Below are 14,900 nucleotides of genomic sequence, written 5' to 3'. Positions count from 1 at the left end.
GTTTTAAACTCTGTGCTCTTCCCACAGCGCCTTTAGCCGGACGTCCTCTTTTCCGGCAGCGTCCGCTCCTGCTTTTGACCTACACGGCATTGCCTGCCGCCGCTGCCGTGGACCATGCGATCTGGAGGTTAAACCCTCCGGTCAGCGCATCCAGATCCAGCACCTCGCCGATAAAATACAGTCCCTTTATTTTTTTTGATTCCATCGTTCCCGGATCGATCTCTTTCACGCTGACGCCGCCTTTCGTAATGATGGCCTCTTTATAGCTGCGAAGTCCTGTCAGCGTCATCGGAAATTCTTTGATCAATTTCACAAAGCGGATCCGCTCTTCCTTTGAGATCTCATTTACTTTCTTCTCTGCAGAGATACCGGAAAGCTCGATCATGATCGGTTTTAATTTTGCCGGAAACAGGCGGTCCACCGAATTTTTAAACTGCTTGTTTCGATTCTCCTCAAAATCCCGCAGTATTCTTTGATCCAGCTGTTCCTGTGAAAGCGCCGGTTTTAAGTCGATACACAGCCGCAGTTCTTTTTCTTTTAATTTCTTTCCGACAGAACTGCTGGCGCTGATGATGATCGGTCCGCTGACGCCGTAATGAGTAAAGAGCATCTCGCCAAATTCCTCATACAGCTTTTTCTTCCCGTCGTAAATCGCCGCAGTCACATTTCGCAGAGAAAGTCCCTGCAGTTCCTTTGCATACCATTCTTTCACTTCCATCGGCACAAGGGCGGGGAACAATTCCGTCACTTTCAGTCCCAGTTCCTCCGCAAACCGCAGACCGTCCCCGGTGGATCCGGTGGACGGATAAGAAACTCCTCCGGTTGCAACGATGCAGGCGTCTCCTGCAACTTCTTTTCCGTTCTTCAGCCGGACCCCTCTTATCCGTTCCGGATCTTCCCGATCCGTCAGGATCTTCTCTACCTCGGCATGTAGATGCACTTCCACGCCCAGGCGGTTCATTTCCCGGCTAAGCGCTCCGATCACATCCGAGGAATGATCCGAGACCGGAAAGACGCGGTTTCCCCGTTCGATCTTCACCGGGACTCCCAGTTCCTCAAAAAATGCGATCGTCTGCTCGTTGGTAAATCCATAAAACGCGCTGTAAAGAAATTTCGGATTGCTGATCACAGAAGAAAACAATGTGTCCATATCCCCGGCATTCGTAATATTGCATCTGCCTTTTCCGGTAATGAATAATTTCTTTCCCAATTTTTCATTTTTTTCAAATACATGAACTTCCCGTCCGCCTCTCGCGGCAAACACCGCTGCCATCATTCCGGCCGCGCCGCCGCCTATCACAAGTACTTTCTTCATATCTTCTCCATTTTCTTTCTGCTTTCAGTCCATCGTATTGACCTGATTTAACTCGTCGTTGCTGTAAACCTGATATTCTCCCCAGATCTTCTCCAACGTTTCCAACGTCGTCACAACTTCCCGCTGTTTCTTCATGCAGAGCGCTACGACAAGCGCATTGATCACACTGAGCGGAGCCACAAGAGAATCCACGATCGACGCCATATCGCTTCTCGCGATCAGATTACAGGATGAATAAAGATTCATCGGAGAATGGACGCTGTCCGTCAGTGTGATCACTTTTGCTTTCCGGTTGCTTGCAAATTCCAATGCTTTCAGTGTACGCATCGAGTAACGCGGAAAACTGATCCCGACGATCACATCTTCTTCATTGATCCGGATCAATTGTTCAAAAATCTCACTGGAACTGTTCGTATTGACCAACGTGACATTTTCACATACCAGATTCAGATAAAAGCTCAAAAAGGAAGCCAACGGCGCACAGCTTCTGATTCCGATCACATAAACCCGTTTCGCATTTAACAATGTGTCGATCGCAAGGTCAAACGCTTTCTGGTCGATCGCTTCCAATGTCAGTTTGATCTTCTCAATATCCGAATGCAGTACCGCCTCGATGATCTCCGACTGACTGATCCGCCCGTAAGTCACTTCCATCCGCTGGATCGAATTCAACTTGTTGCGCACCAGTTCTTCCAATGCTTTCTGAAATCCCGGATATCCTTTATAACCAAGCTGCGTGGCAAAGCGGACAACCGTCGACTCACTGACGCCGACGACTTCACCAAGTTTCGCAGCGGTCAGAAACACGGCTTTGTCATAATTCTTGGACACATAATCCGCCAGCCGTTTCTGTCCTTTACTCATCTGGGAACGTCGTTCCTCCATTCTGCCAAGCAATTCATTTGTGCTATTCTCGTTCAAATTTACGCCCTCTTTTTCTGATCATTTCCTGATAGATTATACAATACGAACGTCTGCATTGCAAGATGCCTATATTTCCCTCGTATATCTTTTCAGCCATTCCCGCTCTTCTTCTCCAAGATACGAAGAGATTTTTTCCCACACCTGCGTATGATATGCATTCAGAAGTCTTCTCTCCCGATCCGTCATCTGTTCCGGATCCACCGCGTCCAGATCGATCGGGACAAACGTCAACGTTTCAAACCGGAGAAATTGTCCATATTCATTTTCCGTATCTTTTACAACAAGCAGCTCATTTTCCGTGCGGATCCCGTGCGAGTTTTCGATATAGATCCCCGGTTCATCGGTAATGACCATCCCCGGTTCCAATGCAGGGATCGTGCATGTTCCCATCGGCATTTTCCAGAAAAACCGTGCCGGCGGCTCATGAATATTTCCAAGATAACCGACTCCGTGACCGGTTCCGTGATTGAAGTTCAGATGCTGCCTCCAGAACGGTTCTCTTGCCGCATAATCCAGACTCATCCCGGTACACCCATAGAGAAATCTCGCATCCGCCAGATTCAGCATACTGCACAGTACCGTTGTAAAATGCTTTTTTTCCTCCTCCGTCACATTTCCGAGCACGATCGTCCTTGTAATATCCGTCGATCCCTCCATATAATGACCGCCGGTATCGCAGAGGATCATCCCCTCCTTTTTTAACTCCGCATCGGTCTTAGACGACGCAGAATAATGAACGATCGCCGCATGCTCCTTGTAAGCGCAGATGGGTGCAAAACTCGGTCCGATAAAATGCTCTTGTTCCGCGCGAAATTCTTCCAGTTTTTCGGATGCCTGAATCTCAGTGATCGTCTCGGTCCCTATCTTTGTTTTCAGCCAGTACATAAATTTGGTGCAGGCGATCCCATCTTTTAAATGCGCTTTCCGGATATTTGCAATCTCTGTTTCATTTTTCAAGGCTTTCATCCGGATCACCGGATTTTCAGCCTCCAACTTCTTTACATCCTCCGGAATGCTTCTGTACAATGCATAATTCATCTGCTCCGGATCCAAAAGAATGGTCTCTCCCGGCTGGAATTTCCGCATTCTTTCTTGAATAGCCGCATACGAATGTAATTCGATATGATCCTTTGCAAACTTCCCTTTCACGGTATCGTCAAATTTATCTGCATCCGCATAAAGTTCCATGTTATCCATTCCGATCACTGCATAGGATAAGATCAGCGGACAATACGCAACGTCCCGCCCCCTCATGTTTAAGAGCCATCCGATATCATCCAGCCCCGTGATCACACAATATGCCGCGCCTGACTTCTGCATCTCTGTGCGCAGGCGTTCCAGCTTCGACGCAGTCGATTCTCCCGCATAGCACAACTCCAGCGAAAACGCCGGTTCTGACGGAAGATCCGGTCTGTCATCCCAGATTTCTCCAACCAGATCTTTCTCCAAACAAATACGACCACTCATACGTCCCGCGATTTCTTCGTAACGCTTTCCCGCCGCAATACTGACCGTCCTGCCGTCAAATCCAATCCTCGGAGCATGTTCCATTTTCTGTATTTCCGCTTCCAGCCATTCTCCGATTCCCGGCACGCCCGGTTCTCCGGATTTCTGCAGCATGATCCCGCTTTCCTCCAACTCTTTTACCGCCTGAATGAAATATCTGCCGTCCGTCCACAAATAAGCCGCTTTCTTTGTAAAAACCGCCGTTCCTGCCGATCCTGTAAATCCGGTCATATATTCGCGGCATTTAAAAAAATCCCCTACATATTCACTTTGATGATAATCTGCTGTCGGAACAATATAAATATCGATCCCGTAAGCGTCCATCCGCTCTCGCAGCTTAGCGATCCGCTCCTGTACCGTCATCTGCTTCAACCTCCTCTTTCTAAAACAGACCGGGATCTGTCTCGGCTATCCGAAACAAATCCCGGTCTGTTATTATATTGCCGGAAAAGCACTTTGCTTATACCGGATAAGATCCATTTTCTGTATCAGCCACTGTCGCATCCACTTTTGTCTGCTGTGCCTCACGATACTTGAAGAAATCTGTTGCAACCTGCGGGAAGAGAGCGTAACTTAATACGTCTTCATCCTGCTGTGCCCACTGTGCACACTCTTTACGCAGTGTATCCAGCTCATCCGGGATCAAATCTGCCGGACGGCACGTGATCACCTCGGCATCTTCACCGATTACTTTCTTCTGCACTTCCGGATCAAACGGTTTTGCAGTCTTTCCGTATTTTCCTGAGAGAACGTCTTTTGTCTCTTTTGTCGCCATCTTATAACGCTCGCCCATCAGCACGTTAAATACAGCCTGAGTTCCGACGATCTGAGAAGACGGTGTAACAAGCGGTGGCTCACCGAGGTCTTTTCTTACGCGCGGCACTTCTTCCAGTACCTCGTAGAATTTATCCTCGGCTCCCTGCTCTTTCAGCTGACTTGTCAGGTTAGAGAGCATTCCTCCCGGAACCTGATACAGAAGAGTCTTGATATTAACGCCAAGGTTCTTCGGATTGAGCAGTCCGCTGTCCAGAGCCTCATCACGGATCGGACGGAAGTAATCTGCGATCTCTGCCAAAAGTTTCTGATCCAATCCGGTGTCGTATGGTGTTCCTTTGAATGTCTCGACCATAACCTCTGTCGCCGGCTGGGATGTGCCCAGTGCGAACGGAGACATTGCAGTGTCAATGATGTCTGCGCCTGCCTCTACGGATTTCAGATAAGTCATGGACGCCACACCGGATGTATAATGTGTATGCATCTCGATCGGGATCTCAACCGCTTCTTTCAGTGCTGTTACGAGTTCTGTTGCCTGATACGGGCAAAGCAGACCTGCCATATCTTTTACACAGATAGAATCAGCGCCCATTTCCTCGATTCTCTTCGCAAGATCCATCCAGTACTCCAGTGTATATGCATCGCCGAGTGTGTAGGACATTGCCACCTGAGAATGTGCTTTTTCTTTCTTTGCTGCCGTAACTGCTGTCTGCAGGTTGCGGATATCATTCATACAGTCAAAAATACGGATGATATCGATTCCGTTTGCAACAGATTTCTGTACGAAATACTCTACCACGTCATCGGCATACGGACGATATCCGAGGATGTTCTGTCCGCGGAACAACATCTGCAGTTTTGTGTTTTTGAATCCATCACGGAATTTACGAAGTCTCTCCCACGGATCTTCTTTCAGGAAACGTAAGGATGCGTCAAATGTCGCTCCTCCCCAGCACTCTACCGCGTGGTATCCGACTTTGTCCATTTTCTCTACGATCGGCATCATCTGTTCTGTTGTCATTCTTGTAGCGATCAGAGACTGATGAGCATCACGCAGGATCGTTTCAGTTATCTTCACTGGTTTTTTTACCATTTCAGCCATTTCTTAATCCTCCAATATTATTTCACACCGAAAATTGCCATAAATGTTCCGGCCGCAACTGCCGTACCGATTACACCGGCTACGTTCGGTCCCATCGCATGCATCAGCAGGAAGTTCGTAGGATCTGCTTCCGCTCCGACTTTCTGGGAAACACGCGCCGCCATCGGAACTGCGGATACACCTGCGGATCCGATCAGCGGATTTACTTTTCCACCGGTTGCCTTGCACATGATCTTACCAAAGATCACACCTGCAGCAGTACCGAATGCAAACGCGACCAGTCCGAGGAATACGATTTTCAGCGTATCCCAATTCAGGAATGCTTCTGCGCTTGTCGTTGCTCCTACGGATGTTCCGAGCAGGATAACAACGATATACATCAGCGCATTGGATGCCGTTTCTGTCAGCTGTCTTACAACGCCGCACTCTTTGAAGAGGTTACCAAGCATCAGCATACCTACCAACGGAGCTGTTGTAGGAAGGATCACGCAGACAACGATCGTAACGATGATCGGGAACAAGATTCTCTCCAATTTGGAAACCGGTCTGAGCTGTTCCATTTTGATCTTCCGCTCTTTTTCTGTTGTCAAAGCTTTCATGATCGGCGGCTGGATGATCGGAACCAGTGACATATAAGAATATGCCGCCACGGCGATCGGTCCTAAAATTGCAGTCTGGGACAATTTACCGGCCAGGAAAATGGAGGTCGGTCCGTCTGCTCCACCGATGATGGAAATTGCTGCTGCAGCTTTGTCGGAGAATCCCATAGCCATAGCTCCAAGGTACGCTGCGAAAATACCGAACTGTGCTGCCGCTCCCAAAAGGAAACTCTTCGGGTTCGCGATCAGCGGACCGAAGTCAGTCATCGCACCGACGCCCATAAAAATCAAGGACGGCAGGATCGACCACTCATCCAGCACATAGAAGTAATAAAGAAGTCCGCCTGTTCCATTGGCTGCATCTTCTGCATGAAGCATGATATCCGGATAGATATTTACAAGCAGCATACCGAATGCGATCGGAACAAGCAGAAGCGGCTCAAAGCCGTGTCTGATTGCTAAATATAGGAATACACACGCAACCGCGATCATGATCAGATTTCCGACGGTCAGGTTCATAAATGCGGTCTGCTGTATGAGGTTTCCTAATGTATTTGAAATATATTCCATTTGTCAAACCTCCCGGAAAAACTAGTTTAATGTAGCCAGTACCGCTCCTGCCTCAACAGCATCGCCCACTGCCACATCAATACTAGCAACTGTGCCTGCCTCTGGGGCAACAACCGGGATCTCCATCTTCATTGCTTCGATGATGACAACCGGATCGCCTGCCTGTACGCTCTGTCCGACATTCGCTTCGATCTTGAACACTTTTCCTGCTGCTCCTGCTTTTACTTCAATGCTTCCTGCGCCTGCCGCTTTCGGAGCTGCCTTTGGCGCTGCTGCCGGTGCCGCTTTCGGAGCTGCCTTTGGTGCTGCTGCCGGTGCTGCTCCTGCTCCGTTTTCTTCTACGGTTACATCATACACATTGCCGTTTACTGTAATTGTATAATTTTTCATTACGATTTCCTCCTGATTATCTCCACTTATTTGTTTTTCTTCTCTTAATAGAACGTACGACAAATCCGTCTGTCGTTGTTCCCTCCGCCGCTGCGATCGCCGCTGCGATCACCGCTACAAGTTCTGCATCATCCACGGCGTCTTCCACGACAGGCGCTGCAGCCGGAACTGCTTTTTCCTCTGCCTTTTTCGCTTCGCTCTGTGCAGGTTTCTTTTTGAATTTTGCTTCAATTGCAGGAATGTACTTAAAGAGGGAAATAATAAATGCGATGAAAATCAGTACAACAAATACGGTTCCCATTCCCAGCAAGGTATTCAGTCCTGCTTTTGTCAGAATCTCACCAAGTGAATAGTGTGCGTTGATCGTGATGCTGGTCATGTTCATCTTCTCATCGAAGTCAAACTCCAGATCTGCGGTCTTATCTGCACAGGTGATCTCTGTTGTCAATACTGCGCCTTCATTTGCAGCTTCCATCTCATATTCACCGTAATCTACAAATGAACCGCACTCTTTCATTCCGGCGCTCCATGCATCGAGCATAGCGAGGAAGTCATCCCCCTCCACCGGAAGTCCTGACTGCATCAGCATCAGGTTCAGTTCCAGATCAGACATGTCCCGGAACGTATCCATCGCTTCATCATCCATGTTGCTGAAGTTCATGATGATCGCGTCCGCATACTGTTCCATCATTTCCTGATCGTAAATGTTTTCTTCTTCAGCCTTACTTCCACATCCTGCAAGTCCCAACGCAAGCACAAGGGTAAGACCTAATAAACTCATTCTTTTCTTCACTTCGCCTCACCTCACTAAACCGTTCCATGTTTCTTGTCAGGACGATCCTCTCTTTTTGTGAACAGCATCTCGAAAGCACCGATCACATATCTTCTGGTGTCTGCCGGCTCAATGATCGCATCTACATATCCCCTTCTTGCAGCAGACATCGGACTGGACTGCAGTTCTTTGTACTCTGCGGCTTTCTCTTTCAGAGTCTCGTTGTCTGCATCGGCATACATGATCTTTGCTGCCAGTTTGGAATCCATCATTCCGATCTCTGCATCCGACCACGCATATACCATATCTGCTCCGAGTGATTTACTGTTCATTGCGATATAGGCGCTTCCGTAAGCCTGTCCTACGATCACGTTTACTTTCGGAACGGTTGCGTTTGCAAATGCGTATGTCAGTTTTGCAACACTCTTTGCCATCTCTTTTTCCGCTTCTTTTGTCGCTTCAAATCCGGTTACATTCGTCAGTGTCAATACCGGGATTGAGAACGCGTCGCAGAAGTTGATGAAATCCGCTGCTTTTTTACATCCGTCCGCTGTCAGAACTTTCTCGAAAGATTCTGCATTCCCCTCTGCATCATAGATCTTGGAACGGTTCGCAACCGCGCCGACTGTCATGCCATTTAAACGGATAAATCCGGTTACCATCTCTTTCGCATATTCTTTCTTTGTCTCAAAGAAAATATTGCTGTCGGAAATTGTAGCAAGTGCAATGCCGGTATCTTCCGCTGCATTTTCCAGATCTGCGCATACACGGTTCAGATCGTCCAGACATTCTTCATAGGACAGATCGTCTTCGTTGTTCGCCGGGATCATGCAGATCAAAGAACGGATCTGATCCAGGATTTCTTCTTCTGTTCCGATACCGTCTACCAGACCTGCTGTTTTGCTCTGATACTCTGCTGTGGAGGTATCACATTTGGAAATCTCATTGCCTTCCAGTGCGTTCGGAGAATTTACAAATAATTTTGCATTCTTGCTTTCCATAAATGTAAAGTCTGTCAGCCCCGGCACTACCGCAAGACCGCCACCACACATTCCGAAGATCGCTGTGATCTGCGGGATCACTCCGGAAGCCATTGCCTGCTTGAAGTAAAGAGATCCGAACGCTTCCAACGCGTCTGTCGCCTCCTGAAGTCTTAATCCGGCACAGTCTACCAGACCGATCACCGGTGCTCCCATCTTCATTGCCATATCATAAATGTTGGCGATCTTCTTTGCGTGCATCTCGCCCACTGCACCGTTCAATACGGTTGCATCCTGGCTGTAAACGTACACAAGATTGCCGTCAATCACTCCGTATCCGGTGATCACGCCGTCGGACGGAGTTTCTTTTGCCTGCAGGTTAAAATCTGTGCTTCTCGCTGTAACAGCGCCACCGATTTCAACAAAGCTTCCCTCATCAAGCATTGCGGCAATTCTTCTGCTTGCTGAGTTTCCAGTTGCATTGTAGCTCATTTTTTAGTCCTCCATATGAAATAATTTGTTTAAACTAAACCAAAATTTTTGCCTATTTTAGTATATACTACTTATTCTAAAATTTCAATGAATTTTGTTAAATAAATAACCTAGCGTCGATGTACAAGGGGAAACACGCCTCAAATCGCGTAATTTCGGTGATTTTCAGCGTTATCCTCAATCAGCGTACGTCCAGTACGCTTCAATCGTCTGTCTTGAAAATCACCGAATTATCTGCGTTTGAGGTCGGTGAGTCGAGAAGAGACAAATCTAAGCCTCTTTTAGGCACTTGACCGACGCGTACAGAGACGTACGCGGAGTGAAAGTAACAACAAAGAGACTTAGATTTGCTCTTCATCGACCGTTTTCCCCCTTGTACACCGACGCCAGCTTCGGCATATAACGTGAAAAACGGGAACGCTTCCGCTGTCCCGGCTGCGCTCCCGCTGAATTTTATACAATCTCCCGCCTCATTTTATATCTTTTGCAAAATCCTCTACTTCTGATTCCTGTACTGAACCGGCGTCATCTCATACATTTTCTTAAAGATCCGGTTAAAATGCTCTACATTTTGATAACCGACCGATTCCGCAATACTTTCCACCGTTGCATTGCTGCTCTTTAACATAGCACGCGCTTTCTTCATCCTCACCTTTTTCAGGATATCGCCAAATGTCATACCCGATTTTTCTTTGATATATTTGGACAGATACGGCTTCGACAGGAAGAACTGTTCTGCCAGATCATCCAATGTCACGGTTTTATAATTCGCATAAATATAATTCGTAATTTCCAGAAGCCGCTTATCTTTTCCGCCATTCATCGCCCGTACGGATTCCATCTTATTGACTGCCACTTCCAAGGCCGCGATCGACGCTTTGATGATATCCGCATCCACGCCAACGCCCCAGCAATTCTCCTCGCCGCTTCCGATTCCTACATAAGCGACCGCCTTGGATGAAGAGCCTTTCGTCAGGGAATGTTCTTCATATACAGCAAGTTCATAATTGATATCAAAATAATGTTTCAACGCATTGCTGACCGCATCCAGACGTCCGTTTCCAACACCGGTGATCGTGCGCTGCTCTCCGGCATGTGTGATCGTCGCCTCCGCCACGATCCCATCGTTCTGTGTGAAATGACATTCCTCGATCGTAAACACCGGCTTCGCATTGATATAATGATCTTCAAAAATATGGTATACCCATTCCGGACTCAGCTCCTTGTGTGCTTTATCCGACACGTCTTTCACGAGATAACCGACCTCTTCTTTCATCTTCTCCGGCAGACTGATTCCGAAATTCTGTTTCAGGATATAGTTGACGCCGCCCTTTCCGGACTGGCTGTTGATACGGATCACATCCGAATCATAGGTTCTTCCCACGTCCTGTGGATCGATCGGAAGATACGGGACCGTCCATTTTTCACACGCTTTCTCTTCTCTCCAGGTCATCCCTTTCGCGATCGCATCCTGATGCGATCCGGAAAATGCGGTAAACACAAGTTCGCCGGCATACGGCTGACGCGGAGACACTTCCATTCTCGTCAGGCGTTCATAGATCTCGCAGATCTCATGCATATCGGAGAAATCCAGTTTCGGATCCACACCATGAGAAAACAGGTTCATCGCCAAAGTGATAATGTCCACATTGCCTGTACGTTCTCCGTTTCCGAATAATGTACCCTCGATCCGGTCTGCTCCCGCAAGCACACCGAGTTCCGCATCACTGATCCCGGTTCCGCGGTCGTTATGCGGATGCAGGGAAAGGATCACGTTCTTTCTATATAATAAGTGTTTGTGGAAATATTCTACCTGGCTGGCAAACACATGCGGCATTGCATTCTCCACCGTCGTCGGCAGATTGATGATCGCTTTTTTCTCTTCCGTCGGCTTCCAGATATCAAGGACTGCATTACAGACTTCCAGCGCATAGTCTACTTCCGTTCCCGGAAAACTTTCCGGACTGTATTCAAACGTAAAATTACCATCCGTTTCGTCTGCCAATTGCTTTAACAGTTTCGCACCGTCGATCGCAATCTGCTTTACCTGCTCTTTATCTTTCCGGAACACCTGCTCCCTCTGTGCAACGGAAGTTGAATTGTATACATGTATAACCGCATGCGGCGCACCTTTTACCGCTTCGAAAGTCCGCTTGATAATATGTTCTCTCGCCTGTGTCAGTACTTGAACCGTCACATCATCCGGGATCAGATTTTCTTCGATCAGTGTCCGCATAAAACGAAACTCTGTCTCAGATGCTGCCGGAAAACCAACCTCAATCTCCTTGAAGCCGACTTTCACGAGCAGCTTAAAAAATTCCACTTTCTCTTCCAGACTCATCGGTTCGATCAACGCCTGATTTCCATCTCGCAGATCCACACTGCACCAGACCGGCGGATGATCGATATAATCTTTCTTCACCCAGTCATAACAAGCCTCCGGCGGCATAAAATATGCACGCTCGTATTTCTCATAATTTTTCATCCCAACCACTCCCTTATATTTTATCAATACAGTTGTCTTTTTTTATCTTCGACCATACTACCATATCTACTTTTGAGATTCCAGTGACAATTTTAATCTCTTTTCATTGATCTTTTTTAACATTGCAAAAACAATCGTTTCGCCACTTCTTCAATACACCATTTAAAATCTCTGCTTCGCGCCCCCGCTTTTGTCACAAGCACGCAGGAACCGATCTCTTCCCCGTCCAGAAAAAACTGCACTTTCCCGGCTTCGCTTCCTTTTTCTACCGGCGCATCCAGATAAGGTTTTCTGCTTGTTTTCATTTCAATCTTTTCATCATCCCGAAGCAGCATCCGCACCGTTTCCGTGTCGCCGCCGTTTTCTTTATTTTTTTGAACGATCTGTTTTGCGATCCCGTCTGCCGTTTTCCAGTCGGGACCAAGTTCCAACATCCGCTCTCCCTGTAATACGCCGCCTTGCGGTACAGCCCCCTCTGCTTGAATTTCTCCAAAATCTGCCGGCATATTCACTTCCCGATAATGAAAAGATTCCATTCCGTAAGTCATCAGTTTTTTCGTGTCCGCCCATTTATATCCTTTATGATTCGGCCATCCGCACGCCAGAAGCGCCACCACATATGTGCGTCCCTCATTTTCTAACGCTCCCACATAGCAATATCCGGCATCCGACGTAAATCCTGTTTTTCCGGAAATCGCCCCCTCCATCATCTGCAAAAACGCATTGTGGTTCCGGCAGGAAAACTGCCGTGCCCCGGTACTGTCCGTAAACTCATATTCCAAAGTCTGTGTAAGATCCAAAAAGGCTTCCTTTCGCGGCGAATCCATAATACAATATTTCATCACACGCGCCAGATCTTCGGCCGTCGTATGGTGCCACCCCTTCTCATCTTTTTCATCCAATCCGTTCGGCGTCACAAAATACGTCTGTTCACATCCGATTTTTTCCGCCTTTGCATTCATCAGATCTGCAAATCCCTCTACTGTATTTCCAACCGCCTCCGCCAGAACAACTGCGGCGTCATTATGGGATTCCAGCATCAGCGAATATAACAGATCCCGAATCCGGAACCGTTCCCCCTCCTGTGCCCCCAATCTGACTTCCGGCTGCGCAGCTGCCCGCGCACTGACAGTCACTTCCCGATCCAGATCCCCCTGTTCCAACACCAGAATACAGGTCATGATCTTTGTCGTGCTTGCCATCGCACGCTCTTTATTCCCCTCTTTCGCAAACAAAACACGCCCGCTTTCCGCATCCATCAGCACTGCCGACTGGGCATACAAATCCGTCGGTTCCTGAATTTCATCTACAGTATCCGCCGCTTTCTCCTCCTGCGCAGTTAGGTCGTTTTCCTGTATCAATCCAACATTTTCTCCCGCAAGCGCAATGTTTCCCTGCATACAAAGGCTTAGGATCAGCAGACTTATAAGTGCTTTCATACTTTTTCCCGTTATACATTTTTCCAAAAAGGATCTGTATTTATTTTTCTTTTTCAGGCACTTTCTCATCAAAAAAGACTCCGAAACATACTCCCTTAATCATAGGTATGTCTCGGAATCCCCTTTCATTCTCATATATTCTTTTTCCGTATTCCATGTGGAATTTTACTCAAATATCCAGTTTCAACTGTGCCTCGTCTTCCGCCTCTTCTTTAAACTGTTCCATTCTGACCGGATCCAATGTCGGAAGTTCATCCAACGACTGTACGCTGAATCTCCGCAGAAATTCTTCCGTCGTTCCGAACAAAAGCGGACGTCCCGGCGCGTCCAGACGTCCCACCTCTTCCACAAGTCCATACTCTACCAGTTTGTTTACCGCATGATCCGATTTTACGCCGCGGATCTTCTCGATCTCCAGCTTCGTCACTGGCTGTTTATATGCGATGATCGACAACGTTTCCAGCAAAACATCCGTCAGCACATACCGCTTCGGCTGCTTTGCGATCCGGATCAGATATTCATACATCTCTTTTTTTGTACACATCTGGTAAGAACGGTCCAGTTCAATGATCCGGATTCCCCGTCCCTCCTCCGCATATTGATCCATCAAACCGTTGATAAGCTTTCGTGTCGTCTCTTCGTCATGTTCAATCGCAGCCGCGATCCGCTCCAGCTCCACCGATTCTCCCATTGTAAACAGAATCGCCTCAATCACGCCCTGCAGCTTTTTTATTTCCATTTCATCCATCCTTTTGTTATCTTCCCGTTCTGCCTGCTTTGACATCTATCTTACTCCTCAATCAGAGAGTCTATCATGATTTCTCCAAATGTCTCTTCCTGCGCCACCCGGATCGCCCCGGTCTTCATCAATTCCAGAATCGCAAGAAAGGTTACAACAACATGCATCTTACTCGACTGCGCTTCCAAAAGCTGCCGAAAGCTAAAATGCCGGTGTTCTCTCGCATAATTTTCTACATAAGTCATTTTCGACGGCAGCGGAACTTCTTCTTTTTCAATCTTTCCAAACTTGCTCCGCACCGGGTCGATCTTATTATCCTGACGCTTCATCACATCCTGAAAAATCTGATTCAATTTGGAAAGCGTCAATCCGTCCAGAAGAGCATCCAGATCCACCGGTTCCGTATATGCCAAAACTTCCTCCGGCACCGTCGGCTGTTTGAACAATACCTGTTCTGCATCTGACTGCCGGTCTTTCAGCTCATATGCCATATATTTGTACATTTTATACTGCAAAAGCTGTTCTACCAGTTCTTTTCTCGGATCTTCCTCTTCGCCCTCTTCATTTATCTCTTTCGGAAGCAGCATCTTGCACTTGATATCCAAAAGCGTCGCAGCCATCACGAGGAATTCACTCATCACATTCAGATCTTCTTTCTGCATCCCCCGAATATATTCCATATACTGATTGGTGATCTCTACGATCGGAATATCGTAAATATCAATCTTGTTTTTATCGATCAAATGAAGTAACAGATCCAACGGACCTTCAAACACTTCCAGTTTTACGGGTATCCCCATGTGCTGTTCATCC

Annotated in this window: 12 protein-coding genes; all 12 read right to left on the bottom strand. The window is 47.5% G+C overall.

Annotated features, from left to right (window positions below; all coding sequences use genetic code 11):
* Positions 1-79 precede the first annotated feature (79 nt).
* The 12 genes from I2H87_RS09495 to I2H87_RS09440 all read right to left on the bottom strand — a co-directional run bounded on the left by I2H87_RS09495 (position 80) and on the right by I2H87_RS09440 (position 14,887).
* A complete protein-coding gene (locus tag I2H87_RS09495) occupies positions 80-1,315 on the bottom strand; it encodes a BaiN/RdsA family NAD(P)/FAD-dependent oxidoreductase (RefSeq protein WP_195609816.1) in 1,236 nt (411 codons plus the stop codon).
* Positions 1,316-1,339: 24 nt separating this feature from the next.
* Complete coding sequence (locus I2H87_RS09490) at positions 1,340-2,200, bottom strand: MurR/RpiR family transcriptional regulator (RefSeq protein WP_044954509.1); 861 nt, start codon at positions 2,198-2,200, stop codon at positions 1,340-1,342.
* 105 nt (positions 2,201-2,305) lie between these two features.
* Positions 2,306-4,108 (bottom strand): aminopeptidase P family protein, encoded by a 1,803-nt coding sequence (locus tag I2H87_RS09485; RefSeq protein WP_195609815.1) that lies wholly within the window; start codon positions 4,106-4,108, stop codon positions 2,306-2,308.
* 97 nt (positions 4,109-4,205) lie between these two features.
* Positions 4,206-5,621, bottom strand: coding sequence for an oxaloacetate decarboxylase subunit alpha (locus I2H87_RS09480; RefSeq protein WP_009266107.1), 1,416 nt, complete (start codon positions 5,619-5,621; stop codon positions 4,206-4,208).
* Positions 5,622-5,638: 17 nt separating this feature from the next.
* Positions 5,639-6,790: a sodium ion-translocating decarboxylase subunit beta gene (locus tag I2H87_RS09475; RefSeq protein ID WP_054704198.1), complete on the bottom strand. Its 1,152-nt coding sequence runs from the start codon at positions 6,788-6,790 to the stop codon at positions 5,639-5,641.
* A 21-nt stretch (positions 6,791-6,811) separates the two neighbouring features.
* Positions 6,812-7,180 carry a biotin/lipoyl-containing protein gene (locus I2H87_RS09470; protein ID WP_117549542.1) on the bottom strand — a complete coding sequence of 123 codons (369 nt, stop codon included), beginning with the start codon at positions 7,178-7,180 and terminating at the stop codon, positions 6,812-6,814.
* A gap of 16 nt (positions 7,181-7,196) precedes the next feature.
* Positions 7,197-7,973, bottom strand: coding sequence for an OadG family transporter subunit (locus I2H87_RS09465; RefSeq protein ID WP_022150854.1), 777 nt, complete (start codon positions 7,971-7,973; stop codon positions 7,197-7,199).
* Positions 7,974-7,987: 14 nt separating this feature from the next.
* A complete protein-coding gene (locus I2H87_RS09460) occupies positions 7,988-9,424 on the bottom strand; it encodes an acyl-CoA carboxylase subunit beta (protein WP_009266103.1) in 1,437 nt (478 codons plus the stop codon).
* 496 nt (positions 9,425-9,920) lie between these two features.
* Positions 9,921-11,909 carry a 2-isopropylmalate synthase gene (locus I2H87_RS09455; RefSeq protein ID WP_009266102.1) on the bottom strand — a complete coding sequence of 663 codons (1,989 nt, stop codon included), beginning with the start codon at positions 11,907-11,909 and terminating at the stop codon, positions 9,921-9,923.
* 116 nt (positions 11,910-12,025) lie between these two features.
* Complete coding sequence (locus I2H87_RS09450) at positions 12,026-13,348, bottom strand: D-alanyl-D-alanine carboxypeptidase family protein (protein ID WP_195609814.1); 1,323 nt, start codon at positions 13,346-13,348, stop codon at positions 12,026-12,028.
* Between the two features lie 169 nt (positions 13,349-13,517).
* A complete protein-coding gene (scpB, locus tag I2H87_RS09445) occupies positions 13,518-14,087 on the bottom strand; it encodes an SMC-Scp complex subunit ScpB (RefSeq protein ID WP_054704265.1) in 570 nt (189 codons plus the stop codon).
* A 50-nt stretch (positions 14,088-14,137) separates the two neighbouring features.
* Positions 14,138-14,887, bottom strand: coding sequence for a segregation and condensation protein A (locus I2H87_RS09440; RefSeq protein ID WP_195609813.1), 750 nt, complete (start codon positions 14,885-14,887; stop codon positions 14,138-14,140).
* Positions 14,888-14,900 lie beyond the last annotated feature (13 nt).

Source organism: Mediterraneibacter glycyrrhizinilyticus, assembly GCF_015560805.1.
Lineage (GTDB): Bacteria > Bacillota > Clostridia > Lachnospirales > Lachnospiraceae > Schaedlerella > Schaedlerella glycyrrhizinilytica_A.
This window is presented reverse-complemented; position numbering and strand designations above follow the sequence as displayed.